Origin of the sequence: Promicromonospora sp. Populi, from assembly GCF_041081105.1 — a bacterium.
In the GTDB taxonomy this organism is placed as follows: Bacteria; Actinomycetota; Actinomycetes; order Actinomycetales; family Cellulomonadaceae; genus Promicromonospora.
In genome coordinates this window covers 3954244-3980165 of the sequence record NZ_CP163528.1, presented here as the reverse complement: position 1 = coordinate 3980165, position 25922 = coordinate 3954244, and the positions used below count along the sequence as shown (strand labels likewise).

The 25922-nt window shown below is 71.6% G+C and carries 21 protein-coding genes; 7 read left to right on the top strand and 14 right to left on the bottom strand.

Annotation, left to right across the window (positions count from 1 at the left end; genetic code table 11):
* Positions 1-34 precede the first annotated feature (34 nt).
* The 9 genes from purF to AB1046_RS17930 form a co-directional block, all read right to left on the bottom strand.
* A complete protein-coding gene (gene purF / locus AB1046_RS17970; protein ID WP_369370661.1) occupies positions 35-1582 on the bottom strand; it encodes an amidophosphoribosyltransferase in 1548 nt (515 codons plus the stop codon).
* 56 nt (positions 1583-1638) lie between these two features.
* The gene (locus tag AB1046_RS17965; RefSeq protein WP_369370660.1) at positions 1639-1938 is read right to left on the bottom strand and encodes a hypothetical protein; all 300 of its coding nucleotides are present in this window, start codon (positions 1936-1938) and stop codon (positions 1639-1641) included.
* A gap of 111 nt (positions 1939-2049) precedes the next feature.
* Complete coding sequence (locus tag AB1046_RS17960) at positions 2050-6594, bottom strand: ExeM/NucH family extracellular endonuclease (RefSeq protein WP_369370659.1); 4545 nt, start codon at positions 6592-6594, stop codon at positions 2050-2052.
* 387 nt (positions 6595-6981) lie between these two features.
* The gene (locus tag AB1046_RS17955) at positions 6982-7371 is read right to left on the bottom strand and encodes a sterol carrier family protein (RefSeq protein ID WP_369370658.1); all 390 of its coding nucleotides are present in this window, start codon (positions 7369-7371) and stop codon (positions 6982-6984) included.
* Between the two features lie 102 nt (positions 7372-7473).
* Positions 7474-9549, bottom strand: a complete 2076-nt coding sequence (locus AB1046_RS17950; protein WP_369370657.1) for an RNB domain-containing ribonuclease — start codon at positions 9547-9549, stop codon at positions 7474-7476.
* Between the two features lie 58 nt (positions 9550-9607).
* A complete protein-coding gene (locus AB1046_RS17945; RefSeq protein WP_369370656.1) occupies positions 9608-9757 on the bottom strand; it encodes a hypothetical protein in 150 nt (49 codons plus the stop codon).
* Positions 9754-10569, bottom strand: a complete 816-nt coding sequence (locus AB1046_RS17940) for an endonuclease/exonuclease/phosphatase family protein (protein ID WP_369370655.1) — start codon at positions 10567-10569, stop codon at positions 9754-9756. Before AB1046_RS17940 ends, AB1046_RS17945 begins: the two co-directional genes overlap by 4 nt.
* Positions 10570-10697: 128 nt before the next feature.
* The gene (gene purL / locus AB1046_RS17935) at positions 10698-13037 is read right to left on the bottom strand and encodes a phosphoribosylformylglycinamidine synthase subunit PurL (protein ID WP_369370654.1); all 2340 of its coding nucleotides are present in this window, start codon (positions 13035-13037) and stop codon (positions 10698-10700) included.
* 133 nt (positions 13038-13170) lie between these two features.
* Positions 13171-14049: a family 16 glycosylhydrolase gene (locus AB1046_RS17930; RefSeq protein ID WP_369370653.1), complete on the bottom strand. Its 879-nt coding sequence runs from the start codon at positions 14047-14049 to the stop codon at positions 13171-13173.
* A gap of 214 nt (positions 14050-14263) precedes the next feature.
* Here AB1046_RS17930 and AB1046_RS17925 point away from each other — a divergent pair, with 214 nt between their 5' ends.
* Positions 14264-15184 (top strand): EamA family transporter, encoded by a 921-nt coding sequence (locus AB1046_RS17925; RefSeq protein ID WP_369370652.1) that lies wholly within the window; start codon positions 14264-14266, stop codon positions 15182-15184.
* On the opposite strand, the gene AB1046_RS17920 is transcribed toward AB1046_RS17925, so the two are convergent.
* Positions 15185-15742, bottom strand: a complete 558-nt coding sequence (locus tag AB1046_RS17920; RefSeq protein ID WP_369370651.1) for a GNAT family N-acetyltransferase — start codon at positions 15740-15742, stop codon at positions 15185-15187.
* On the bottom strand, positions 15739-16380 hold the full coding sequence (locus AB1046_RS17915) for a hypothetical protein (protein ID WP_369370650.1): 642 nt from the start codon (positions 16378-16380) through the stop codon (positions 15739-15741). Before AB1046_RS17915 ends, AB1046_RS17920 begins: the two co-directional genes overlap by 4 nt.
* A 111-nt stretch (positions 16381-16491) precedes the next feature.
* Here AB1046_RS17915 and AB1046_RS17910 point away from each other — a divergent pair, with 111 nt between their 5' ends.
* The 3 genes from AB1046_RS17910 to AB1046_RS17900 all read left to right on the top strand — a co-directional run bounded on the left by AB1046_RS17910 (position 16492) and on the right by AB1046_RS17900 (position 19461).
* Positions 16492-17595: a sensor histidine kinase gene (locus tag AB1046_RS17910; protein WP_369370649.1), complete on the top strand. Its 1104-nt coding sequence runs from the start codon at positions 16492-16494 to the stop codon at positions 17593-17595.
* Positions 17592-18242 carry a response regulator gene (locus tag AB1046_RS17905; protein ID WP_369370648.1) on the top strand — a complete coding sequence of 217 codons (651 nt, stop codon included), beginning with the start codon at positions 17592-17594 and terminating at the stop codon, positions 18240-18242. Before AB1046_RS17910 ends, AB1046_RS17905 begins: the two co-directional genes overlap by 4 nt.
* A 97-nt stretch (positions 18243-18339) precedes the next feature.
* Positions 18340-19461, top strand: a complete 1122-nt coding sequence (locus tag AB1046_RS17900; protein ID WP_369370647.1) for a T6SS immunity protein Tdi1 domain-containing protein — start codon at positions 18340-18342, stop codon at positions 19459-19461.
* Here AB1046_RS17900 and AB1046_RS17895 read toward each other — a convergent pair.
* Positions 19427-20086 (bottom strand): hypothetical protein, encoded by a 660-nt coding sequence (locus AB1046_RS17895; protein ID WP_369370646.1) that lies wholly within the window; start codon positions 20084-20086, stop codon positions 19427-19429. The genes AB1046_RS17900 and AB1046_RS17895 overlap by 35 nt on opposite strands.
* Before the next feature lie 77 nt (positions 20087-20163).
* Between AB1046_RS17895 and AB1046_RS17890 the strand changes: the two genes are divergently transcribed.
* Both AB1046_RS17890 and AB1046_RS17885 read left to right on the top strand, forming a co-directional pair.
* A complete protein-coding gene (locus AB1046_RS17890; RefSeq protein WP_369370645.1) occupies positions 20164-21042 on the top strand; it encodes a DUF2599 domain-containing protein in 879 nt (292 codons plus the stop codon).
* 147 nt (positions 21043-21189) lie between these two features.
* Complete coding sequence (locus AB1046_RS17885; protein WP_369370644.1) at positions 21190-21516, top strand: hypothetical protein; 327 nt, start codon at positions 21190-21192, stop codon at positions 21514-21516.
* Here AB1046_RS17885 and AB1046_RS17880 read toward each other — a convergent pair whose 3' ends face one another.
* Both AB1046_RS17880 and AB1046_RS17875 read right to left on the bottom strand, forming a co-directional pair.
* A complete protein-coding gene (locus AB1046_RS17880; protein WP_369370643.1) occupies positions 21517-23634 on the bottom strand; it encodes an acyl-CoA dehydrogenase in 2118 nt (705 codons plus the stop codon). It lies immediately after the preceding gene.
* A 62-nt stretch (positions 23635-23696) separates the two neighbouring features.
* Positions 23697-24434 carry a TetR/AcrR family transcriptional regulator gene (locus AB1046_RS17875; protein WP_369370642.1) on the bottom strand — a complete coding sequence of 246 codons (738 nt, stop codon included), beginning with the start codon at positions 24432-24434 and terminating at the stop codon, positions 23697-23699.
* 136 nt (positions 24435-24570) lie between these two features.
* On the opposite strand from AB1046_RS17875, the gene AB1046_RS17870 reads away from it, so the two are divergent.
* Positions 24571-25893, top strand: coding sequence for an acetyl-CoA C-acetyltransferase (locus AB1046_RS17870; RefSeq protein ID WP_369370641.1), 1323 nt, complete (start codon positions 24571-24573; stop codon positions 25891-25893).
* Positions 25894-25922 lie beyond the last annotated feature (29 nt).

The window sequence follows — 25922 nt, the reverse complement described above, 5'->3', positions numbered from 1 at the left end:
TGGTGCTCCTGCATGGTTCGAGAGGTGGTCGTGGTCACGGATGGTCGAGCGCGGTCGACCCGCCGGTGCTCACGGCGAGCTGCTTGAGGCCGTCCTCGGGCGGGCCGAGCGGTAGCTCCGCCTGCTCAAGAAGGTGCTTGCCCAGCTGGTCGTCCGGGGGCAGCTCGATCGGGTACTTGCCCGTGAAGCAAGCCGCGCACAGCTGAGAGCTCGGCTGCTCGGTAGCGGCGATCATGCCCTCGGTGGTGATGTACCCGAGGCTGTCGGCGCCCAGCGACTGGCCGATCTCGTCGACGGCCAGGCCGTTGGCGATGAGCTCCGCGCGCGACGCGAAGTCGATGCCGTAGAAGCAGGGCCACTTCACCGGCGGTGACGAGATCCGCACGTGCACCTCGGCGGCGCCCGCCTCGCGCAGCATGCGGATCAGGGCGCGCTGGGTGTTGCCCCGCACGATCGAGTCGTCCACGACCACCAGGCGCTTGCCCTTGATGACCTCGCGCAGCGGGTTGAGCTTCAGCCGGATGCCGAGCTGCCGCAGCGTGTCGGACGGCTGGATGAACGTGCGACCCACGTAGGCGTTCTTCGTGAGGCCCTGCCCGAACGGGATACCGGACTCCGCCGCGTACCCGACGGCGGCCGGGGTGCCGGACTCCGGCGTCGGGATCACCAGGTCGGCGTCGACGGGGTGCTCGCGCGCCAGCTGGCGGCCCATCTCGACCCGCGCCGAGTGCACGGAGCGGCCGTTGATGGTGTTGTCGGGGCGAGCGAGGTAGACGTACTCGAAGACGCAGGCAGCACGTTCGGCCTGAGCGAAGCGCACCGACCGCATACCGTCGGCGTCGATGCAGATGAGCTCGCCGGGCTCGACGTCGCGCACGTAGGAGGCACCCACGATGTCCAGGGCCGGGGTCTCGCTCGCGACCACCCAGCCGCGGTCGAGGCGACCGAGCACGAGCGGGCGCACGCCCTGCGGGTCGCGCGCCGCGTACAGGGTGCTCTCGTCCATGAAGACCAGGGAGAACGCGCCGCGCAGCTGCGGCAGCACCTCGAGGACCGTGGCCTCCAGGGTGTGGTCCGCGTCGCCCGCGAAGAGCGCCGTGATCAGGGCCGTGTCCGTGGTGTTGCCGCGGGCGAGCTCGCCCCGGCGCTGCGCGCCGTAGCGCTCGGCCACGAGATTGACGAGGTCGGCGGAGTTGGTCAGGTTGCCGTTGTGCCCGAGGGCTACCGTGCCCGACGCCGTGGCGCCGAGCGTCGGCTGGGCGTTCTCCCAGGTCACCCCACCAGTGGTGGAGTACCGGCAGTGCCCGACGGCGATGTGGCCGGTCAGTGCGTTCAGGGCCGTCTCGTCGAAGACCTGGGAGACCAGCCCCATGTCCTTGTAGACGAGGATCTGCTCACCGTTGCTGGTGGCGATGCCCGCGGACTCCTGTCCGCGATGCTGTAGTGCGTACAGGCCGAAGTACGCAAGCTTGGCGACCTCCTCACCGGGTGCCCAGACCCCGAAGACGCCACATGCGTCCTGGGGGCCCTTCTCGCCGGGCAAGAGGTCGTGGTTCAGGCGGCCATCTCCGCGCAGAGGCATGCTCCGAGTATCCCATGCGTCCGGATCGAAGTCGCCGACGGCGTCTGTGACCTCTGTCAGCGCCCGCGCAGGCTCCGGCGGTCCGCGATCACCGCGAACAGGCCGGCCAGCAGAGTGGTGACCGTCATGACGAAGACGGTCAGCACCGTGATGTACACGCCGGGCTTCATCATGCCCTGGCCGGCGGGCGTATTGACGAGGTAGAGCGACAGGGGCAGCCCGATGACTATCCCCACCAGGGCACCGGTCCAGAAGAACGCCGAGTACCGCGGAGCACGGCGCACGGTCGCCGGGTCGACGACGTCGCGCACCTCCACGTCGTCCGAGGGGCCGTGCGGTGCCTGGGTTTCGCTCACGAAACCAGGGTACGCACCCCTGTCACCGAAGTAGAACCAGGGTGAAGCAGAACTGCAGCGCACCCCCGATCGGGATGCGCTGCAGCTCCGCCTCACTTGTCCTGGCTCTGGCTAGCTCGACGAGACCAGCTTCCAGGGGCTGTGCTTGCCCACGCCCGGGATCTGCAGGATCGTCGGCCGGGTCGCCTCGTAGACCTTGCCCTTGTAGGACACGGTGTCGCCCCACCAGTAGAGCTTGAACGGCTTCCACGCGGGAGCCTCCGGCTCCCCCGCTTCGACCGTCAGCGGCAGCCGGGCGGTGGTGCCCGACGGCGAAGCCTGCACCAACAGCTGGTACGCACCCGGCGTCGTGCGGGCCGGGATCGTCACGGAGGTCGACGTCGCGCCGCCGGCCACCGTGCTGGTGCCGAGCGAGACGCCGTCTGCCGCCGTGCCGCCGGACGGGACCAGGAAGGTCTCGACCGCCGTGTTCTGCGGCGAACCGAGCGAGGTCAAGTCCAGGCCGGACAGGCTGACGGCGGTCGAGCCGCCCGCCTCGACCGTGCCCGGCAGGGTCGTGGTGACCGTGCGGGTGCGGGCGAAGCTCGGCGTGATCGGCGAGGCGCTGTCCAGGTACGCGATCCAGGCGTCGCGGTCCACCAGACCGGAGTCGCGACCGTCCGTGCCCTCGGTGAAGACCCGGAAGTTGTCACCGCCGGAGATCAGGAACGAGAACGTCGCGATGCGGTACTCCGCGGCCGGGTCCACCGGCACGCCGTCGATGGTGATCGACGAGACGTTGTTGCCCGGCGTCGCGTTCGGGTCGGCAGTGGTCACCGTGTAGGAGACGTTGTCCGACAGCCCCAGCGCCAGGTACGGGCGCGAGGGACGGTTCCCGTTGGCGTCCGTCTGCCACTGCTGCTCGAGCAGGGTGTCGAGCTGCGCGCCCGTGAGCGTCGTCGTCCACAGGTTGTTGACGAACGGCAGCACGGCGTTGGCCTCGGCGTAGGTGATGACGCCGTCCGCGCCCCGGTAGAGCTCGTTGCGCAGGCCGCCGGGGTTCACGACGCCGATGTCGGCGCCGCCCCGCTCCTCGCTGGCGAGCGACTCCTGCAGCGAGTTCGCCACGAGGTTGCCGAGCGCCGACTCCGACGCACGGTCGTCGCGGTTGCCGCCGGTGTAGACGCCGCCCGTGTAGGACCCGCCCGAGAACGCCGTCGTGACGTCCGCCGTGACCGAGCCGACCGGCTGCTCACCGATCTCCTGAGCCGCGGCCAGCGCCGCGTCGACGATTCCGTCGACCTCCGCGACCGCCGGGTACGTCGCGATCAGCTCCGCGGCCGGAGTGGTCGTGCGTGCGACGTTCTCGACCGTGTAGTCGGTGACGTCGAACGACTCCGTGTCCACCGTGAGGGAGACGTGGCCCAGGAACTCGCCGTAGTTGCCGGTCTGGATGATCGGCCGGGTTGCACCCTCCACACCGGGAACCGGGGCGTCCCACGCGTACTGCTTGTGGGTGTGGCCGGTGAAGATGGCCGCGACGCGCGGGTCGGTGTTCTGCACCAGGTCGGCGAAGGGGCCGCCGGCGGCGACCTCCTCCTCCAGCGTGGCGCCGTCCGGCGTGCCCGCGCCGGCGCCGTCGTGCGCGAGAGCCACGACCAGGTCGGCCTCACCGTTGGCGGCGTCGCCGTCAAGCAGCTCGTCCGTGACGCGGTTGATCGCCTCGACCGGGTCGCCGAACTCGAGTCCCTCGATGCCGGCCGGCGTGACCAGCGTGGGCGTCTCCTCCGTGACCACACCGACAAAGCCGACGTCCACGCCGTTGACCGACACGACGTCGTACTCCGGCAGCGCCGCCTCGCCCGTGGCCTCGTCGTAGACGTTGGCGCCGAGGAAGCTGAAGTCCGAGGCGGGAACGACTCGGTCCGTGAGGTCCGCCATGCCCTGGTCGAACTCATGGTTGCCGACCGCGGAGGTCCTCAGGCCCAGCGCGTTCAGCACGTCGATGGTGGGCTGGTCCTGCTGCAGCGCGGACGCGAACAGGGACGCGCCGATGTTGTCACCCGCCGAGACGAACGCGGTGCCCTCGGGGTTCTGCGCCCGCAGCTGCTCCACGGTGCCCGCGAAGTTGACGGTGTTCGCGTCGATGCGGCCGTGGAAGTCGTTGATAGCAACGAGGTCCAGGTCGACCGAGCTGGGCTCGGCAACGAGGTCCAGGCCGACGATCGCCGGGTCGTGGTCCGAGGACCGGAACGGCGACTCGTCGTAGAGGATCGACGCGTTGTAGTTGTAGCGGCTGTACTCGTTCGCCACCGGCTCGAACGCGTTGATGTTCCAGATGTCCACACCGGTGACCAGCTCGGCCGCGGCGGGCGAGGCCAGCTCGTGGTCGAGCGAGCCGACCATGCCGTCGAAGTTGTACGAGTACTCGCCGGTCTCGGCGCCGAGGTCGATGTAGCCGGCGTCGGCCAGGACCTGGATCGGGTCCTCCTGCTCGTAGGCGTTGAAGTCGCCCACCAGCAGGACCTTGTCCGTCCCGGCCGCCTCGGCCTGGGCGTCCGCGAAGGCCACGAGGTCGTTCGCCTGACGCACACGCGACTCGTTCGAGGCCCCCTGGCCGTCGCCCTGGTCCGCGTCGCCGGGCCACGGGCCGGCCGAGCCCTTCGACTTGAAGTGGTTCGACACCACGAGGACGTCGTCGGAGGCGTCGGCCGCACCGCCCGAAGGCTGGAAGACCTGCGCCAGCGGACGGCGGGCGTTGTCGAAGGCGTCGCCCGTCAGCAGGATGTGCGACTCACCCACCGGCTCGGCCGTGGCCGTGCGGTAGATGAAGGCGTTGCGGATCACGTCCTCGTCGGCCGGCACCTCGGCGGGCGAGGCCACGTAGGCCCACGTCCCAGCGCCTGCGGCGGCGTTGAGCGCGTCCACGAGGTCCGACAGCGCCTGGTCCCGGGACTTGCCCAGGAAGTAGCGCGAGTTCTCGACCTCGAGCAGCGAGACGACGTCCGCGTCGAGCGCCGAGATCGCCGCGACGATCTTGGCCTGCTGGCGCTGCAGGTCCTCCTCCTCGGCCGCGCCCCGAGCGTCGCAGCCGCCCGAGACGGTGACCGGGTCACCTGCGCGGTCCGTGAAGTAGGTGCAGCCGGTGAGCTCGTCGCCCGTGGTGCTGAAGTAGTTCAGCACGTTGAACGTCCCGACCTGCAGGTCGCCACCCACCTCGGCGGGCGCCGCCTCGCGGGTGTCCTCGAAGGTCACGGGCTGCACGGCGTCGGCGACGTCCGGCGTCAGCCGCGACGTCGGCTGGAAGCCCCAGGCGTCGAAGCGGTAGTCCAGCACGACAGGACGCGTGAACGTGACTGCCGCACCCACCCGCACCGGGGCGCCGCCGGTCAGCCACGGGAGCGGCAGCGCCTTGTTGGCGGTCGAGTTGTAGTTCGTCGACGCACCGTCGTCGAGCAGCACGCCGCGGGCCGCGTTGTCCGCGATCTGCGCGTTGTACTCGGCGGACAGCGGGCGCCCGGCCGTGGTCGGCTGCACCAGCGGGCTGTCGCCCGCGGCCAGCGTGATCGTGCCGTAGTAGTTGGTGTCGTAGTTGTCCGTCACCGTGAAGTCGCCCTGGGGCGCCAGCAGCATGCCCTCAAGGGCCTCGCGCCCGGCGGCCGTGGCGGGCCAGGTGGTCGCCGTCGGCTCGACCGTCGCGGGCTCGTCCAGGACGGTCCAGCCGCCCGATGCCGGGGTGAGCTCCGTCAGCCCGTTGAACTCGGAGACGGCGCCGGTCACCTCCACATGGTCGCCCACCGACAGGGCGGCGGCAGCCGCTGCGGAGAACACGTAGACGCCGTCCGACGCGCCAGGCGTCGGGTCCACGCCACCGCCCGTACCCGCGGTCTGCAGGTACAGGCCGTTGAATCCCCCGGTCGCGTAGGCGGCGGTGACGACGCCGCGCGTCGTCACCGTCTGGCCCGCGAGCGGCGAGGCGTCACCGGTGCCCTGGATCTCCGCGATCGGGGTCACCTCGCCGGGCTCGGTCGGCTCCGACGGCGTGGGGCTGGGTTCGGGCTCCGAGCTCTCGGCGTTCGTGGGCGTCACCTCGGTGCTGAACACGAAGTCCACCGAGTTGTCGCCCAGGTCGCCGGTGCGCTCCAGCGACCCGACCACGCCGGTGCCCTGGCCGGCCGGGCCCTGCGCGGTCTCGAAGGTGTCGGCGGTGCCGTAACCGAGCAGGTCGACGACGCCCGCGGCACCCTCTGCCGGCACGGATCCCTTGGCGGGCGTGACGGCCGTGGCCCGCGACGCGAGCGCGACCACACCGGCCGCGCCGCTCAGGTTCAGGCTGCCGACCGCGTCGGGCGTGGGCAGCGGCTCGCCGTTGGCCGCGTTCGAGGCGCCCTGCACCAGGTAGTAGCCACCGGCGGCGATGGTGCCGCTCAGCGCGGTGATCCCGGAGAACGACGCGCCCGTCGCGGACTTGTACTGGACCGACCAGCCGTCGACGCTGACCGGCTCGTCCGTCGGGTTGTACAGCTCCACGAACTTGTTGCGGTACGGCTGGCCGGAGCTGCCGCCCACGAGGTATGCCTCGCTGATGACGACGTGCCCGGAGTCCGGGCCGTCGGTGGCCGCGGGCGCGGCGACAGCCGCCGTCGCGGGTACGGCTAGCGCTGCGGAGAGTGCCACTGCGACGGCGGCCCTTCCACGAGGTCGGGGGTGCGGTCGCGGGGACCGGAGCGTGCTGGGACTCACGCTGACTCCTTCTGCAATAGCCGACCCGGGGGTCGGGGTGGAGTGCACTGCTGCTGGACGTCTTGTTCGGCGGCATCGCCGCGGACGGACACGCGGCGTCGACGCCGGTGGTCCGGCGCGAGCGCCACCAACCAATCACTGCATCGTGAACCGGCGGTTACGGCCGGACACCAGCCGGGGAAACTGGCGTCCCTGCACCGGGTGAACCTGCGCGTGGCCGAGCCACTGGGTCGACGCCGAGGCTAGCGGGTGTCACCGACAAACGCTGCACCGCAGGCACCTTCAGCGCCCGGTTCACCCTGTTACGACCGGCGGCTCCGGCTAGCCGCCCACGCCGGACGCGGCCCGGCGTCCGACCGTGAGCGGCAGCAGGTGAGAGATGTCGGAGCGCTCGCCCGAGGCGCGCACCCGCCCGTCCGCGACGGCGTCTGCCCAGGTGACAGTGCCCGTGGCCAGGCCGAGCCAGGTATCCGGGTCGGTCTCGACCACGTTCGGCGGTGTGCCGCGGGTGTGCCGGGGCCCGGCTACGGCCTGCACAGCACCCGCGGGTGGCACCCGTACCTCCACGGAGTTCCCGGGGGCGACGTCGGCCAGCTCCTCCAGCGTGAACCGCACGGCAGTGGTCACGTCGCGGCGCTCCGCCGCGCCCCGCGCCCACGTGACGACGGCGGCGCGCCCTGCGGCCGGATCCGTCCGGCGCCGCGGCGGCACTACCGCACCGCCAGGTCAACGAGCCGCGGCCGGCCGGCACGGGTCCTCCGCGCGGCACCGGGAACAGCACAGGTCATGGAGCCAGTATTGCGGACCGCCGCGTCAGTACCGGTACTGGTGCGGTGCCTTGCCCTCAACCGCGAGCAGATCAGCGGCCACCACCATCGGCAGCTCCAGCGAGGACACGGGCGGGTACTCGGCCGCCTGTCCAAGGTCGGGGAGGTCACCCGCCCCGACCTCGGGCACCGCACCCGTGGCCGGCCCGTGCCGCGGCCAGGGCTCCGAGAGCGGCATCTCGTCCCGGACCTGGGGACGCACCGGCCGGCTCATCGGTGGATAGCCGAGGTCATAACTACGCCGAGTCGGGTCGGAAGGCGGCCGTCCGGCGTCGGCACGCGCCTCCGGAGGAGGCTGGGGCTGGGGACCAGGGGTCGGCCGCGGCCGGGGAGCAGGCCGGGGAGCAGGCCGCGGCTGGGGGCTCGGGCTCGGCTCCGGTCGCGGACCCGGCTGCGGGCTCGCCGCTGCCTCGGGCTCACGCTCGGTCCGCACGATCCGCCCGTGCGCGGGGACCGGCCCATCACCAGGGATCTCGAACGGTGCCGGAGCAGCCGCGCGCCGCCCCGTGCCCGACGACGGGCGCCGGATCGGCGCCACCCGCCGTCCGGTGCTTTCCGGGGTGCCGGACCGGCGAGCCACCGGTTCGACCCGGTAGTTGCCGAACGTGAACGTGACGCGGCGCTCGGCCACGTCCGCCTCCGCGAGCTGGACCCGTACCTCGTCGCCCAGCGGGAGCCGTGGACCCACCACGCGGGCGCGGACCGCCGGGTCGCGCAGCACGACCAGGCCGCGCTGCACCTCCTTGGCGGGATCCTCGACGTCGACCACAACGCCGTCGAACTCCTCGCCGAGCCGGTCGGCCAGGAGCGACGCCTCGACGATGTCGATGCACTCGCGCTCGAACGACGAGGTGCGGCGACCGGCCTCGGCCATGACGGCGGGCAGGCCGGGCAGGGCGTCCAGCACCCACGTCGGCACGGGCGTGCCGGAGGAGATGGCGAGGCAGATCTCGGTCGCGTACCGGTCCACCAGGCGCCGCAGCGGCGCGGTGACGTGGGCGTAGTCGGCGGCGATGGCGGCATGCCGGGTGTTCTCGGGTCGTGGCACGACGACGCCGTCGGGCCCCGGCATGCCGAACGCGAGGTACCCCGCTCCGCGGAACAGGGACGTCGCCTCGTTGAGGAAGGCCGCGTGCTCGGGGATGCGCGACACGAGGGTCGGGACCAGCCGCGCGTACGAGAGCTCGTCGGGCCAGTCGATCCGGAGCGCCCGGGCCGTGCGACGCAGCCGCGCGAGATCGCGCGAATCGGCCTCCGGGAGGGTGCGCAGGATCCCCACGCCTGCCTCGCGCATGAGGTGTGCTGCCGCGATGCCCGTGAGCAGGGAGATCTGCGCGTTCCACTCCTCGACGGGCAGGCTGCGGCGGAACGAGAGCGTGTAGGTGCCGTCCTCGCCGCGGTCCACCTCCTGCTCGGGCACCTCGAGCGAGACGCCGCCACGCGCGGCCTCCAGCGACTGGCGCAGCCGCCCGACGTCGGCCAGGAGCTGCAGCGACTCGCTGGCGGTGCCCGCGTCGAGGCCCGACTGCACCTCCGCGTAGGTGAGCCGCTCGCGGCTGCGCACGAGCACCCGCTCCAGCGATGCGCCGGTGATGATGCCGCGCGAGTCCAGGGTGACCGTCCACAGCACCGCCGGGCGGTCCTGGCCGGGCAGGAGGCTCGCCGCACCCTCGGACAGGATCGTCGGGTGCAGCGGGGTCCGGGCGTCCGGCCCGTAGACCGTCATGCCCCGCTTACGCACCTCCTCGTCGAGGGCGCCACCGGGCACGACAAACGCCCCGAGGTCCGCGATGGCGTAGTGCACCACGTAGCCCTCGCCCGAGGCGGTCACGTGCACCGCCTGGTCCAGGTCCATCGAACCAGGCGGATCGATGGTGACGAACTCGATATCGCGGCGGTCGGTCCGGCCGGCGGAGACGTCCTGCTGGATGGCCGACCGCGCCTCGTCCAGCACCTCCCGCGGGAACATCGCGGGCAGTCCGACCTCGGCGCGAAGTGCCGCGAGGGCACCGCTCACGTCATCGGTGGCGGCGGGCGCGAGGCGCATCTGACGAGTCGGCACAACTGCGAACATAAGCCGGTTCCGCGCTCCCCGCGCGGTGTCGCTGTGCTATTGGCCGCTATGGCACGACGACGGTGGCCAGGAGCGCCCGGTGATCGGTACCGGGTACCTGCATGGCGACGACGTCCGAGACCGCCATGTCACGCTCCACCACCACGTGGTCCAGCGCGAACAGCGCGGGCACCCGGCTGCGTTCCGGCCAGGTCACCGCCGGCCCGCACCCCACTCGCGAGTCGCGTCGGAGAAGCGCGAGCCGAGCAGCTCGCGGAAGCTCGCGTGGTCGTAGGTGGCGTTGAAGTCGCCGGCCAGGATCTGCGGCGCGCTCTCCGCGTGGACGTGCTCCGTGAGCTCGCCGAGCTCGGTGTGCCACGTAGCGATCTCCGTCGGCATCGGCGGGTACGGGTGCACCGCGGTGACCCGCACCTCGGTGTCGCCCACGTCGACGAGGGCCGACGGCATGGCGAAGGTCGTGCCGCTCAGCTGCTCCTGATCCGTCAGCGGCATGGACGACCAGAGCCCGCTGCCCGCGGGGCTGTCCTCGGCGGGCACGGTGAAGCTGTGCGCCAGCAGGTCGTCGAGGCCGGCGTCGGCGAGAGCCTGCTCGAACGCGGGGGTCAGCTCTTGGACGGAGAGCACCTCGACGTGCTGCGTGCTGACCAGCTCGACCACGCTCTCGGCGTCGGCCTGCCCGTACAGGACGTTCACCGTCATCACCCGCAGCGTGCCCGGGTCGGCCGGGTCGGCGGTCGTGGACGTGTCCGGGGGCACGAAGAAGGGCGCCATCCAGTACACAAAGCCCGCCAGCGAGGCGGCGAGCAGCACCGTCAGCACCCAGCGCCGGGAGAAGAGCGTGACGATCAGCAGCGGCAGCGTCAGGAGCGTCGCCCACGGCGTGAACGCCACGAGCTGCGGCAAGACGACAGCGCCGTCGAAGGGGATCGCCCTGGCCAGCGCGACCAGGAGCACGGGGATCGCGATGACCCAGAGCACGAACGTGATGAAGCCATGGACAAATCGCACTCCCGGACCCTACCGGCTGGTCAGCGGCACGCGGCAGCTTTGCGGGTGATCAGTAAAAGGTAAGGTGATCGGCAGCCCGAGCTGCCGATCACCTGACCGTCTAGCGATCACCCACGAGCGCCCGCGGATCAGCCGAAGATGCGCGGGAGGGTGCCCTCGTGAGCCTCGCGGGCCTCGTCCAGCGGGATCTCGAACTGGCCCTCGATCACCAGCGTGTCGCCGCCCGTGGTGCCGAGGCGCAGCACCGGCACGCCGGCATCTTCGGCGAGGTGGGTCAGCTCGCTCTCGTGCTCGGGGTCGACGGCGACGACCACCCGGCCGGTCGACTCCGCGAAGAGCGCCACGAACGGGTTCACCTTGTCGCGGCCGGTCACGCCCTCGAGCGCCACCGACGCGCCGACGCCGAAGCGCAGCGACGCCTCCAGCAGCGTCTGGATCAGGCCGCCCTCGGACAGGTCGTGCGCGGCGGCCGCGAGGCCGGTCTTCCGCGCCGCCACGAGGGTGGAGGCCAGCGCCTTCTCCGCTGCCAGGTCCACCCGCGGCGGCAGGCCGCCGAGGTGCGAGTGCACGACGTCGGACCACGCCGAGCCGTCGAGCTCGTCCCGCGTGGTGCCCAGCAGGAGGAGCGAGAGGCCCTCGGTCTGCCAGCCGGACGGGAGCGCGGTATGGACGTCGTCGAGCACACCGAGCACACCCACGACCGGGGTGGGGTGGATCGACGAGTCGATCTGGCCCGGCTCGCCCGTGCCGTTGTAGAGCGACACGTTGCCGCCGGTGACGGGGACACCGAGCTCCTGGCACGCGTCGGCGAGGCCCTCGATCGCCTCGACGAGCTGCCACATCGAGTCCGGGTGCTCCGGCGAGCCGAAGTTGAGGCAGTCCGTCACGGCGAGCGGCTCGGCGCCGGACGTGGCGACGTTCCGGTAGGCCTCGGCGAGGGCCAGTGCGGCGCCCGCGCGCGGGTCGAGCTTGCCGTAGCGGCCGTTCGCGTCGGTCGCGAGCGCGACGCCGAGCCCCGTGGACTCGTCGACGCGGATCACGCCGCCGTCGTCGGGCTGGGCGAGGGCCGTGTTGCCCTGGACGAACCGGTCGTACTGGTCGGTGACCCACGCCTTGGACGCGAGGTTGGGCGAGGCCAGCAGCTTCAGCGTGGTCTCCCGCAGCTCCGCACCGGACGCCGGGCGGGCAAGGCCCGCCGCCGTCGTCGTGTCGGCCTGCAGGCCGTCCTGCCAGGACGGACGCGCGTAGGGCCGGTGGTACACGGGCCCCTCGTGCGCCACGGTCTTGGGGTCGACGTCCACGATCCGCTGGCCGTGGTGGTCGATGGTGAGGCGGCCGGAGTCGTTGACCTCGCCGATGACGGCGGTCTCGACCTCCCACTTCCCGGTGATCGCGAGGAAGGCGTCGAGCTGGTCGGGGCGGACCACGGCCATCATGCGCTCCTGCGACTCCGACATGAGGATCTCGCCGGCGTTCAGCGTGGGGTCGCGCAGCAGCACGTCGTCGAGCTCGACGTGCATGCCGCCGTCGCCGTTGGAGGCGAGCTCGGAGGTGGCGCAGGAGATGCCGGCGGCGCCGAGGTCCTGGATACCCTCCACGACTTTGGCCGCGAACAGCTCGAGGCAGCACTCGATGAGCACCTTCTCCATGAAGGGGTCGCCCACCTGCACGCTCGGGCGCTTGGCCGGAACGCCGTCCTCGAACGTCTCGGACGCGAGGATCGAGGCGCCGCCGATGCCGTCGCCGCCCGTACGGGCGCCGAACAGGACCACCTTGTTGCCGAGGCCGGTCGCGTTGGCGAGGTGGATGTCCTCGTGCCGCAGCACGCCGAGGCAGAGCGCGTTGACGAGCGGGTTGCCCTGGTAGGAGCCGTCGAAGACGAGCTCGCCGCCGATGTTCGGCAGGCCGAGGGAGTTGCCGTAGCCACCCACGCCGGAGACGACGCCGTGCACGACCCGCGCCGTGTCCGGATGGTCGACGGAGCCAAAGCGCAGCTGGTCCATGATCGCCACGGGGCGCGCGCCCATCGAGATGATGTCGCGGACGATGCCGCCCACACCGGTAGCGGCGCCCTGGTAGGGCTCGACGAACGACGGGTGGTTGTGCGACTCGACCTTGAAGGTGACGGCCCAGCCGTCGCCGATGTCGACGACGCCGGCGTTCTCACCGATACCGACGAGGAGGTGCTCCTTCATCTCGTCGGTGACCTTCTCGCCGAACTTGCTCAGGTGCACCTTCGACGACTTGTAGGAGCAGTGCTCGCTCCACATCACGGAGTACATCGCGAGCTCGGCCGCGGTCGGGCGGCGGCCGAGGATGTCCTTGATGCGCTGGTACTCGTCCTGCTTGAGTCCGAGCTCTCCGTACGGCTGCACCTCATCCGGGGAGGCGGCTGCGGCCTCGACCGTATCCAGCTTCGGGACGGCAAGGTTGGAGCGGGAGGGTGCCTGGGACGCGGGCGCGGTCATGTAGTTCCTCGCGTGCGGGGTAGGTTTCTGGGCGCCGGAGCGCGCCGCCAGTCTACGACGGGTCGCACGACGGAGCGGTCCCGCCGTCCGAGGACGACGGGACCGCTCCACGCGTACCGGCTCAGCGTGCTCGTCAGGGCCGGACGTCGTAGGCGCGGACGTAGTCGATGCGCATCGTCTGGGGGAACTGCGTGGTGCCGTCCGGGTAGCCGGGCCAGTTGCCGCCTACTGCGACGTTCAGGATGAAGAAGAACGGCTGGTTGAAGACCCACTGGTTGCCGCCGACGTCCGCCGTGGTGCGGGTCTGGTAGGCGACCCCGTCCACGTACCAGGTGATCCGGTTCGGCTGCCAGTCGATCCCGAAGGTGTGGAACGTGTCGGCGAACGACCAGCCCTGCGGGTGCGTGTAGGCGGCGCCGATCCCCGACCCGCCCGAGTAGCCGGGGCCGTGCAGGGTGCCGTGCACGATGTGCGGCTCGAAGCCCACGTTCTCCATGATGTCGATCTCACCCGAGTTGGGCCACGGGACGCCGCTGTCGATCCCGCTGCCGAGCATCCAGAACGCGGGCCAGATGCCCTGGCCGCGCGGGATCTGGATGCGCGCCTCGAGGTAGCCGTACTGCCGTTCGACCCTGTTCGCCGTCGTCAGGCGAGCGGAGGTGTAGCCGCCGTTGCTCTCCCGGCGGGCCGTGATAACCAGGTTCCCGGCGCCGTCCATCGCGGAGTTGTTCCGGGAGTTGGTGTACGTCTGCAGCTCGTTGTTGCCCCAGCCACCACCACCCGTCTCCTGGTTCCAGTTCGCGGCGCTCGGTCCACTGCCCGCGGCGCCGTTGAACTCGTCCGACCAGAGCAGGGCGGCAGCGGAGAAGTCCGGCGGCGCGTCCGCGGCAGCACCGCCGTCGGGCGCATGGGGCGCTGCAGCCGAGGCGACGAGCGAGGCGGACAGGACAAGCGTCAGGGCGGCAGCCGCCGTGACTGTGGTTCGGATCGTGCGGTGTCTGGTGCTACGCATCGGACGCTCCTTCGCGAACGTGATCGCACTTGCAATTGTTCGGTCACGCTACTTTCTGACCTGTCAGTGGAACAAGGGGGTGAAAGTACGTAGTTGCCTCAGTACTTCGCCCACGGCTCCGGGACTCCCATCGCCCACACCGTTCAGGCGCACTGAAGAATCAGCCAGTGATACTCGATGGACGCACAGGGTTGCTCCGGTCGACGATGACCCCATGCCCCTGCGCCACTCGCTCCTCGCCGTGCTGGTCATGATCATCTGGGGCGTCAACTTCCTCGCGATCGACATCGGCGTCGCTGACGTGCCGCCCGCGCTCTTCGTAGCGATCCGCTTCGTCGTGGTGCTGATCCCAGCGATCTTCCTGGTCCCGCGCCCCACGGCTCCCCTGAAGGACGTGCTGGTGGTGGGCCTGTTCCTCAGCCTCGGCCAGTTCGGGCTGATGTACACGGCGCTCTGGCTCGACATGCCGCCGGGCCTCGCCTCGCTCGTGCTCCAGGCGCAAGTGGTGCTCACGGTCCTGTTCGCGAGCGTCGCCCTCCGCGAGCGCCCGACGCCGCCGCAGCTCGTGGGCGTGCTGCTCGGCGCGGTCGGCCTGGTGGTGGTCGGTCTCGGCCGGTCGGCGGCGACGCCGGGACTCGCGTTCCTGCTCACCCTCGCGGCCGCTGCATCGTGGGCGACCGGCAACGTGATCGTGCGGCGGCTCGGGTCGGCGACGCAGTTGACCGGGGCCCGGCAGGGCCCGCTGGCCGGCCTGTCGATGACGGTGTGGTCGGCGCTAGTGGTCCCGGTGCCGATGTTCGCGCTGGCGATCGTGCTGGACGGGCCTGCCGCCGTCGGGTACTCGCTGACGCACCCCACCTGGGCCGCGGTCCTGTCCACCCTCTTCACCGCGTGGCTGGCGAGCCTGGTGGGTTACGGCATCTGGAACACGCTGCTGGCCCGCCACCGGGCGAGCGCGGTGGTCCCGTTCACGATGCTGGTGCCGGTGGTCGGCATGTCCGCGGCCTGGCTCGTGCAGGGCGAGGTGCCGAACGCGGCTGAGGCGGGCGGCGGCCTGCTGCTCCTGCTGGGTGTGGCGATCACGTCGGGGCTGCTGCGGTGGCCGGGCGGGTGGCGCTACCGCTCCAGCGCGTAGCTACAGGTCCAGCGCGTAGACGAGCAGGTCGACGCCGGGGACGGGCGTCCAGTCCCGGGCGGGTTCGCGCACAAAACCGAGCCGCTCGTAGAGCCGGTGGGATCCGTGGGCGACGGTCTGGGTGGAGAGCACGATGCGCCGCGTCCCGGCGGCGCGTGTGATGCACTCGCGCATCAGCGCGGTCCCGGCGCCCCGGCCCTGGGCCTCCGGTGCCACGCCGAGCATGCGGATCTCCGCCTCACCGTCCTGGGCGATGTCGGCCATCGGGCCGCCGCGCGGTACGAAGGTCACCCCGCCCAGCACCGTGCCGCCGTCCAGCACCGTGCCGCCGTCCAGCACCGTGCCGCCGTCCAGCACCGTGCCGCCGTCCAGAGCGACGATGATCTCCGCAGCGGCGGCACGGCTGGCAACGTCACGCAGGACACCCGCATAGAACGCGGAGTCGGGCGCCTCGAGCTGCCCGTCCGCATGGAACGCCTCCGCGACGATCTTCCCGATGTCCTCGTACTCCGCGGGGGCCGCTGTGCGCACTTCGATGGCCCGTCCCTCGATGCTCATGCGGCAACGGTATGCCGTCTCTCCGACACTCTTGCGGGCGCGGTCCGCGGGCGCCGGCGCCCCCATGGCTTGTACACGGACAGCAGCGTGGCGACGACCAGCGCGGTGAGGGACACCGCCGGCGGGTAGACGAGGAAGGAGATGTCCGTGACCGGGTCCTGCCCGGCCTCGATAGCGACACCGGCGGCGGCGACGTGGGGCATGTCCGGCTGCAGCGCGACCAGGATGAGCGTGCACAGCACCAGGGTCATGACGAGCTTGACCGCCACCCACCAGTAGCGGACCAGGCCCCATTTGGTCGCGAGGCCGAGCAGCACGCCCGTGCCGAGGCAGACCAGCGCAGAGACCAGCATGGGCGTCACCACGTACTCGCCGAGGGCGCGCAGGGCGAGCCCACGGGCGGCGTCCGAGCCGCTCGTGAGCCCGACCCCGGCGAGCACGGCGACCAGCACGTCGATGCCGATCCATGCGCCGCTGGACACGATGTGCAGTGTCAGCACGGCTTTGCGGGTGCGCGGTGCCAGGTTCACGGTGTTCGCCTCCTTCACGCGAGCGGCCGATCCGCCCGTGTGTCCCAGCGTCGCGGCCTCGGCGTGGTACCGGATCGGCTGCGGGGCGGCACTCCCGCTGCGTCTCACGACGTCGGCCGGGCGGCTCGTCTACGTCCCGGGACGTACTGCGGGGTACGGCGCGCAGGGGGTGACGCGGGGGCCGCCCTCGGACACAGTGGGGCTGGAGGTGATCGAACTATGGGAAAGCTGCGTCTCGTCGATGTGGGTGTGGCCGCCGCGCTGACGGCGTTCACGCTGGTCTCGATGGCGTTCCTGCCCGCGTCGGACGGGGTGCGTCCGATCGACGGGCTGGCGTACGTGCTGGCGGTGACCGCCGCGGTGGCGACGCTGTTCCGGAGCCGCTGGCCGGTGCCGACGCTGGGTGTGGTCGCCGGTGCGACGGTCACCTATCTGCTGCTCGCGTACCCGTACGGCCCGGTGATGGTGTGCCTGGTGGTGGCGATCTACTCCCTGGCCCGACGCCGGCCGCTCCGCCCTGCGCTGCTGTACGCGTCGGTCACGCTGGCGCTGCTCCTGATCCACGTCTTCACGCATCCGGCCGCGCTCGGTCTGCCGGAAGGGCTGATCCCGGCAAGCGCCATCGTGGCGGTGCCGTTCAGCATCGGCGTAGCCCGGCGGATGTGGCACCAGGCACGGTCAGCGGAACAGACGGCGGCGGAGCAGCAGGCCCGCGACGACGAGCGGCTGCAGCTCGCGTACGAGGTGCACGACGTCGTAGGGCACGGGCTGGCCGCGATCCAGATGCAGGCCGACATCGCGCTCCACCTCGGCACCCCGCGCGATGCGACCACCGCGCTGACCGCCATCTCGAAGGCCGCGAACGAGGCCCTGACCGAGCTGCGGACCACCCTCGCGGACATCCGGCCCGGTTCCGGCACGAGCGGGGGCCCGGAGCGGGCGCCGACCGCCGGGCTCGCCAACCTGGAGGTGCTGGCGCAGCGGGTCCGCTCGGCGGGTGTCTCGGTGGACCTCGAGGTCAGCGGCACGCCCAGACCGCTGCCCGACGCCGTCGACCTCGCCGCCTACCGTGTGCTCCAGGAGTCGCTGACCAACGTGGTCAAGCACGGCGCCGACTCGGCGGCACGCGTCGAGGTGGTGTACGAGCCGGACGGCGTCCGGCTCGCGGTGCGTAACCCGCGTGCCGAGGGCTCGTTCGCCGCGGGCTTCGGCATCACCGGGATGCGGCACCGTGTCGAGTCCCTGGGCGGGCGGCTCGACGCCGGGCCTGTCGACGAGTCTTTCGAGGTGCGGGCAGCGCTGCCTGCGGGAGGTGTCGCATGATCTCGGTGCTGCTGGTGGACGACCAGGACCTGGTCCGGATGGGCCTGCACGCCCTCATCTCGGGGGAGGAGGACACCACGGTCGCCGGCGAGGCGGCGGACGGTATCGCCGCCGTCGCCGAGGCGCGCCGGCTGCGACCGGACGTGGTGCTCATGGACATCCGGATGCCGGGCATCGACGGCATCGAGGCGACCCGGCGGATCGCCGAGGACCCCGACCTCACCGGGACCCGCGTCGTGGTGCTCACGACGTTCGAGCACGACCAGTACGTCGTCGACGGTCTGCGCGCCGGGGCCAGCGGGTTCCTGCTCAAGAACACCCCGCCGGCCGACCTAGTGGCCGCGATCCGCACGGTGCACGACGGCGGCGCGCTGCTCGCGCCGTCGGCCACACGGACGCTGATCAGGGAGTTCACCGCCGCGTCCCCTCGCGCCCTGGCGCCGCACCCCCGCATCGGGGACCTGACCGACCGGGAGCACGAGGTCGTCGGCCTCGTGGCGCAAGGCCTGAGCAACCACGAGATCGCGGAGGAGCTGGTGCTCAGCCCGGCGACCGCCAGGACGCACGTGTCGCGCGCGATGATCAAGCTCTCCGCACGCGACCGGGCGCAGCTCGTGGTGTTCGCGTACCAGTCGGGCCTGGCCTGAGCGGGCCTGAGTCTGTCTCGGGTCGGGCACGTTAAGGGTGAAATAAAGTTGCCACAAGGGGTTCCCGACGTTTACCCGATAGTGGTTTCATTCGGACATGAAGCTGCTCCGAACTTTTCCGAAGGTTGCCTTCGAGTTCGGGCTTGCCTCAGGGCAGTGGCTGGGGCTGCGTGAGCAGACTCCGCGCTTCGCCACCTGCTTCGGGGACATCTTCCTCGAGTCGCTGGACGGCTGGTGGTTCCTGGACACGGTGGAAGGCACTATCGAGCTCCGGTGGACCTCGGCCGTCACCATGTACGCGGAGCTAGAGTCCCCTGAGGGCCGCGCGACGTATCTGATGGACGACCTGGTCCGCGACGCACGCAGCCGCGGCCTCCAGCTCAACGAGGAAGACGTCTACACCTTCACCCCGCACCCGGCCCTCGGCGGCGAGCTGAGCGTGCACGGCCTCAGCACCATGCGCTTCGAGCTCGCGCTCAACTGGGTGGGGCAGATGCACGACCGCGTGTTGCACAGCTCGGGCGAGATCCGCCTCCCCCCGATGCCTGACGACGGTCGCCGAGCCGCCGCGCAGCCCGTCGCCACGGCCTGGGACTCGGCGTGGTCGGAGGACGAGACCTTCGACGTCCCGTTCGAGCAGTACCTGGCCACCACGACGTTCGCGGCCGTCGCCACCCCGCGGCGGTACGACGACGGCCATCCCTCGCTGCCGTCCTCGTCGGGCCGCGAGCCGGAGCTGATCGACCAGACCCCGTTCTCCGCGCCGAGCTACGGCGCCCACAGCTACGCGCCGCCGGGCGACACGGCTCAGCCGGAGTCCGGGCCGGCCTGGCCGGCACAGCAGCAGTCCGCGCCGATGTGGTCGGGGCAGACCGAGGCCGCGCAACAGTGGCAGGAACCGGACCACCGGGAGCCCGCAGCCGAGGGCTACGAGGCTCAGTACGACGCGTCCTACCCTGCCGCCGAGCCGTACGGTGCAGCGGACCAACAGCCCGCCGGACCGTACGGACAACAGGACTGGGTCGCGTACGGCGCCGACCCGGACGAGGCCGGCCAGGACCAGCACGGTCAGGCCGGACCGGCGTGGGACAGCCCCACCTGGGGCGCTCCCGCCTGGGGCGGGCAGGCCCCGGCCGTCGCAGCGGGCGGCAGCCCCCAGCAGCCCCCGCGTGCTGACGACCCGTTCACCGCCTGGGACGACCTGTGGGGGAAGCGCTGAGCCGCTGACGCCCGGACCTGGCCGCCACCTTGCGCGCGGCCGGTGGCTCCGCCCTGCGTTCCGGACGGAGCCGCCGCTCGCGCTCGGTCCGCGCGACAAGGCTCAGCTCACCCGGGGTAGTGGTGGGCGCATGCTTGAGCAGGCGGGTCTCCAGCGCCACCCGGTTGGCCCGGCGCAACCCGTCCGTGTAGCCAAGGATCAGCTGCGCGTGCGCGTGGGTGATGTGCCCGCCGCGCAGCGCCGCGAGCGTCCGCGGATGCTCGCGCACCAGCGCACAGGACTCCTCGATGAGCGCGACGGCCGAGCTCTGCGGCACCCGCAGCACCCTTGCGAGCTGCTCGACGAGCTCGGGCGGGAACCCCGCGGGATCGTCCGTCTCGACCTCTGGGGCGCCGAACAGCTCGGGCCGGTCCGCCACCCACTCCCGGACCGACTCCACGAGCACGGCGCGGGACGCCGTGAGCGAGGCGAGGAGCGAGTCGACCGCCGCCACGGCATCGACCGCTTCGGTGAGGTTCGCGAAACCGCTCGCGAACCCCGACTCGCGCGGCGTGACCGCACCACGCGGAGACTGGCTCAGCACGTCAGCCGGGTCATGAGCCACCAGCACCTTGTTCGAACGCATGTTCTAAACATAGGGGGTCCCGCCGACACGCGCCACCCGGTACTTCGACCCGTGCGGGCTACCCGCACAATGGGTGTGTGCCGACCCGACGAGCCGTAACGCCGCGCCATGCCGCGCGCGCGGCGTGCGCGGCAGTCGCCGCGCTCCTCGCGACGAGCGGCTGCGGCCTGGCCGACGACCCGCGGGCGGACGGCACAGACGCGGACCCGACCCCCGCAGCCTCGCACTCGCCACTGACACCTGAGCAGCCGACGACCACCGACGAGGCCCAGCCGGAGCTGCAGACCAGCACGGTCGCCGTCGGCGACGTCGTCCTCGAGGTCGGAGCGCCGAGCGCCGCCACCGTCCAGGCGGGCGCGCAGGGACCGGGCACGCAGACGGTCACCTTTGTGCTCGCCCCGGGCGAGTCCGCGGAGCTGACCCTCACCTCCGCCGGCACGCTCGACGTCGACTCCGACGGCAGCATCTCCGTGCTCGACGGCGACGACAGCCCGCGCGCGGCGGTCGGCCCGCCGGAACCGCCGTCGGGCACCGAGGACGGCGCGCCCCGCATCGAGGTGACCGACGTCGACGCGACCACCGCCCGGGTCGAGGTGGACGACCGGGCCACTCCCTCCGCGCAGGGCTCTGGATCCGCTGCAGGGACCGAGCCGGTCTCGGTCACATTCGTGATCGGCACGAGCGCGATCGAGAGCGCGACCTGGGGCGAGAACGAGGGCGGCCGCTCGCTGGCCGTGGACCCCACGGACTGGGTCCGGCACGCGGGCGAGGCGGGACTCGACCTGATCCGCACCCAGCTCGTGGCAACCGAGCCCGAGGCGGACAGCGCGCCGATGGACGACCAGCTCGTGTGTCACGCGATGGGCGCACCTGACAAGGGCACGTGGAACCTCGAGCCCTGGCGCCCCGACGTCGGGCTGATCCTGACCGCCGCCGCGCACTGCAACCCGGTGTGAGCAGGCGGCCTGGTCCAGGTCGTGACCCAGTCGTGACCGGCACCGGCGCGATTCGAGGTGCGGACCCGCGCTGGTTGCGGTTTCCTGGAACTGGCGGCGAGGCAGGCTCGCCGAATTTGCTGTGCCCCCTCGGCAGGGAGGCTCCTGATGACCCGTGTGATCACCCTTGGCTCGATCGTGGCTGTGGGCGGCGGCGCGCTGCTCGGCGCAGCGCTCGCCTACCAGCTCGTACCGCTAACCGTGCTCGCCGCCCTCCTCGGGCTGGCGGGCACCTTTGTCGTTGTCCGGGCAGCGCCCGAACCGGCACTCACGCCGAACGCCCCGATCACGCTCGGCGGGCCGCTCGCGCGCCCCGTCGCCGATGAGCCGCCCGCGCACCCCCTCGTCGCCGAGGAGCCGGCCACCGCGGCCGTCCCGGTGCCGGTGCAGCAGCTCCCGGTCCCGGTCGTGGCCGCGGTGCCCGACGCCGCGTGACTACTTCGGCGAGCTCGCCTGCTGCTTGCGCAGCTCCTTCTCGCTGATCGGTGCCGTGCCGCTGGCGCGCAGCTCGCGGTAGTACGCGCGCGCCTCGTCCTGACGCACCTTCTCGGAGCCGTCGGCGATCGGAGCACGCAGGTGCTCCGGTGCGAAGCCCCAGGCGTCGATGACGTCGAGCACGTGCGGGCGAAGCTCCTTGAGCAGGTGGTCGATCGTCGCCGTGACCGCCTTCGCCCGCCCCGCCGAGATGCGGCCGTTGGTCAGGTGCCAGTCGAGGTGGCGCTCGATGGTGGTGAGGCCGTCGATGTCGCGGAGCAGGGTCAGCACCTTGCGGGTGCCGGCGTCGGGCACAGTCTTGATGGCCTTCGTGAACGCGTCCCAGCGCACGAGCTCGGCCCACGCGGTGGCGGACCCGAGGAGCTCCACCTGGTGGTCGTCGAAGATCTCCTGCGCCTTGATCGAGTCGGCCTTGACCGCCGGGCGCATGCCCATCGCGACGTCCGCGACCATGCCCTCGAAACGGCCGGCGATCAGCGCGCGCTGCACGTCGGCGTCGAGCAGACGACGCGCGCTGCGCGCAGCGCCGCCGTCGGCCACCGACTGGCCGAGCCTCGTCAGCGGGAGCTTGTGCAGCAGCGTGTCCTTGGCCTGCCCGGCCACGATGCCCGCCATGCCGGCGGGAGACTTGGCCGCCCGCGCCAGCTTCTTGCCGTAGTCACCCACGAGGCGCTTCGCCGCGAGCTGCAGCAGCACGTGGTTGTCGCCCTCGAACGTGGCATAGATGTCGAGGTCCGCGCGCAGGCTGGTGAAGCGGTTCTCGGAGAGGAAACCGGCGCCGCCGCAGGCCTCGCGGCACTCCTGGAGGGTGTCGAGGGCGTACCAGGTGGAGGTCGCCTTGAGCGCCGCCGCCGTGGTCTCGAGGTCCTCGCGCTTGGCCGGGGTGTCCTCGCGGCCGGAGAAGACGACGTCGAACAGGTCGAGCAGCTCGTCGTGCGCGAAGTGCATCGCGTACGCCTCGGCGATCTTCGGGAAGAGCCGACGGCGGTGGGTCGCGTAGTCGAGCAGCGTCAGCTCGTCGGCACCGGCGGCCGGCGAGAACTGGCGGCGCTGGTCGGCGTACTTCGTGGCGATCGCGAGGCCGATCTTCGCCGCGGTGATCGCCGCGCCGTCCAGCGACACGCGGCCCTGCACCAGGGCGCCGAGCATCGTGAAGAACCGGCGGCCGGGGCTGTCGATCGAGGAGGTGTAGCTGCCGTCCGCGGCCACCTGGCCGTAACGGGCGAGCAGGTCCCGACGCGGGACGCGCACGTTCGTGAAGTGCAGCTTGCCGTTGTCGATGCCGTTGAGGCCGCCCTTCTGGTCGTCGTCCTCACCGCCGACGCCGGGCAGGAACTCCATGGTCCGCGGGTCGCGGATCGGCACGTAGAAGCAGTGCACACCGTGGTCGACGCCGCCCGTGATGAGCTGCGCGAACACCGTCGCAGCCACGCCGTGCGCGGCCGCGTTGCCGAGGTACTGCTTCCACGCCCCGCGGAACGGGGTGTTGAGCACAAACTCCTCGGTCGCCGGGTCGTACGTCGCGGTGGTGCCGATGGAGGCGACGTCGGAGCCGTGCCCCGTCTCGGTCATCGCGAACGCACCCGGGACCGACAGGTCCATGGCGCCCGGGAGCAGCCGGTCCTGCTGCTCCTCGGTGCCGAGGTGGTTGATCGCGGACGCGAACAGGCCCCACTGCACACCGGCCTTGATCTGCAGCGACGGGTCCGCGGCGACCAGCTCCTCGAAGCCCACCAGGTTGGCACCCGCCTCGCCGCGGCCGCCGAGGCGCACCGGGAAGGCCCGCAGGACGTGGCCGTAGGGCACCATCTGCTTCATCTGGGCGAGGGTGATCTCCCGGTGCTCCTCCTTGGTGATCCCCTCCTTCTTCCAGAGCTCGGGGTGCTCGGCAACCAGGCGACGGGCCTCGGACCGCGCCTCGGGCCAGCGGCCGAGCAGCAGCTGCTGCAGGGCCGGCACGTCCACGCGGGTGCCCGACGGCGGACGCGTCACCGCAGGCTGGGGCACATCCGCCTGCGGGGCCGCCGCCGGGGACACGGGCTCGGAGGTGGTCGTCATGGGTTCTCCTCGGATTTCTGCCCGAGTGGGGCCAGGTTCTTAAGTGTCGGGGGGTGGTCGGGTCAGGCTGATGCGGGTCTGGTGACAGGGCGGTCGGAGTGCAGCACACCCACCGGACCGGTCCAGAGCCAGAGCGTCACGCGCTCGGTCAGCTCCTCGCGGGTCAGTGGGCTGGTCTCGACGTTGCGGTGCCCGAGCCACCACTCACCGGAACCCCGCACAAAGCCGACGGCGCCCGAGGCCCAGGCCGCGGCGTCGGCGTGCGTGACGTCGGTGGCCCGTGCGAACGGTTCGGCGACCAGCTCGATCACCGAGTCCAGGTAGGCGCCCAGCGGGTGCAGGTCGACCGGCGTGGTCGGTGCGGCGGCGTCGACGGCATCGTCGGCTGCAGCACGCCGACCGCGGCGGCCGCTCTCCATGGGCGCAGGCTCGTTGCCGCCGATGGCCGTGCGGGTGACGAACCAGTAGACGTTGGGCGAGCTCTCGATCATCTCGAGGTAGACCCGTACCATCTCGCGCAAGGCCATCTCCGGGTTCGCCGCGCGCTGCGCGGCGGCACGGAGGGCGTCGTGCATCTGCATCACCACGGTCTCGGCGACGGCGAGCCGCAGGCCCGCCTTGTCGTCGAAGTACCGGTAGACGATGGACTTCGACGTGCCGGCGGCGGAGGCGATCTCGTCCATCGAGACCGCAGGCCCGAGGCGGTGCACGGCCTTGCGCGCGGCGCGGACGAGCTCCGCCCGACGTGCCGTGCGGTGATCGTCCCAGCGGGTCGAACGACCGTCGACTCCGATGCTCATCGGTCTGCCTCCCCACCGTGACTCGCTAGAAGTCTTGTGATTCGTCTCACGAGACTGAGAGTATCAGGTACTGTGAGTCCTGGGCACCACCCAGCGAAGCCACCCGCCAGACGACGAAGTGAGAAGGAACAGCGACGTGTCCACTACCCCCTCCCCCGTACCGTCCACGCGCGAAGCCGTGATCATCGGCGGCAACCGCATCCCGTTCTCCCGCGCCGGTAAGAAGTACGTCCGGACCAGCAACCAGGACATGTTCACCGCTGCGCTGGAGGGCCTCGTCGCCCGGTACGGCCTGCAGGGCGAACGCCTGGGCGAGGTCGTCGGCGGCGCGGTGCTCAAGCACAGCAAGAACTTCAACCTGATCCGCGAGAGCGTGCTCGGCTCGTCCCTGTCGCCCACCACCCCCGCCTACGACGTGCAGCAGGCGTGCGCCACGGGCCTCGAGGCCGCCATCGCGGTGACCAACAAGATCAAGCTGGGACAGATCGAGTCCGCGATCGCCGGCGGCACCGACACCGTCTCGGACGCGCCGATCGTCGTCAGCGACCGGCTGCGCACGGCGCTCCTGGACGCGAACCACGCCAAGACGACCGGGGCGAAGCTCCAGGCGCTGCTCAAGATCCGCCCGAAGGACCTGAGCCCCGTCTCCCCGAGCACTGGCGAGCCGCGCACCCACCTCTCCATGGGCGAGCACCAGGCCATCACCACCGCCAAGTGGGGCATCACGCGCGAGGCCCAGGACGAGATCGCGTTCAACTCGCACCAGAACCTCGCCCGCGCCTGGGAGACCGGCTTCTTCGACGACCTGGTCACGCCGTTCAAGGGCCTGACCCGCGACGACAACCTGCGCCCCGACACCTCGCTGGAGAAGCTCGCGAAGCTCAAGCCGGCGTTCGGCTCGTCGCTCGACACCCCCGCCTCGATGACGGCCGGCAACTCCACCCCCCTGACCGACGGCGCCTCCACGGTCCTGTTCTCCTCGCGCGAGTGGGCCGAGGAGCGCGACCTGCCGGTGCTGGCGAAGTTCGTGGACGCCGAGACCGCTGCCGTCGACTTTGTGCACGGCCACGAGGGGCTGCTCATGGCCCCGGTCGCCGCGGTCCCGCGCCTGCTGGCCCGCAACGGCCTCAGCCTCGACGACATCGACTTCTTCGAGATCCACGAGGCGTTCGCCTCCACCGTGCTGACCACGCTCGCCGCGTGGGAGGACGAGGAGTACTGCCGCACCGAGCTCGGCCTGGACGGAGCGTTCGGCAAGGTCGACCGCAGCAAGCTCAACGTCAACGGCTCATCGCTCGCCGCGGGCCACCCGTTTGCCGCGACGGGCGGCCGCATCATCGCGACCGCCGCCAAGCTGGTGGCCGCGAAGGCCGCCGAGACCGGGCGACCGGCCCGGGCGCTGATCTCGGTCTGCGCCGCCGGTGGCCTGGGCGCCACCGCCATCATCGAGTCCGCCTGAGCCCAGAGCGCAACGGAGGGTGAGGGCCG

Coding starts and splice junctions, on each gene's coding strand:
- purF (WP_369370661.1), bottom strand. CDS start 1,582: ATGCCTCTGCGCGGAGATGGCCGCCTGAACCACGACCTCTTGCCCGGC.
- purL (WP_369370654.1), bottom strand. CDS start 13,037: ATGACCGCGCCCGCGTCCCAGGCACCCTCCCGCTCCAACCTTGCCGTC.
- AB1046_RS17930 (WP_369370653.1), bottom strand. CDS start 14,049: ATGCGTAGCACCAGACACCGCACGATCCGAACCACAGTCACGGCGGCT.
- AB1046_RS17925 (WP_369370652.1), top strand. CDS start 14,264: ATGCCCCTGCGCCACTCGCTCCTCGCCGTGCTGGTCATGATCATCTGG.
- AB1046_RS17920 (WP_369370651.1), bottom strand. CDS start 15,742: ATGAGCATCGAGGGACGGGCCATCGAAGTGCGCACAGCGGCCCCCGCG.
- AB1046_RS17910 (WP_369370649.1), top strand. CDS start 16,492: ATGGGAAAGCTGCGTCTCGTCGATGTGGGTGTGGCCGCCGCGCTGACG.
- AB1046_RS17905 (WP_369370648.1), top strand. CDS start 17,592: ATGATCTCGGTGCTGCTGGTGGACGACCAGGACCTGGTCCGGATGGGC.
- AB1046_RS17900 (WP_369370647.1), top strand. CDS start 18,340: ATGAAGCTGCTCCGAACTTTTCCGAAGGTTGCCTTCGAGTTCGGGCTT.
- AB1046_RS17895 (WP_369370646.1), bottom strand. CDS start 20,086: ATGCGTTCGAACAAGGTGCTGGTGGCTCATGACCCGGCTGACGTGCTG.
- AB1046_RS17885 (WP_369370644.1), top strand. CDS start 21,190: ATGACCCGTGTGATCACCCTTGGCTCGATCGTGGCTGTGGGCGGCGGC.
- AB1046_RS17880 (WP_369370643.1), bottom strand. CDS start 23,634: ATGACGACCACCTCCGAGCCCGTGTCCCCGGCGGCGGCCCCGCAGGCG.
- AB1046_RS17875 (WP_369370642.1), bottom strand. CDS start 24,434: ATGAGCATCGGAGTCGACGGTCGTTCGACCCGCTGGGACGATCACCGC.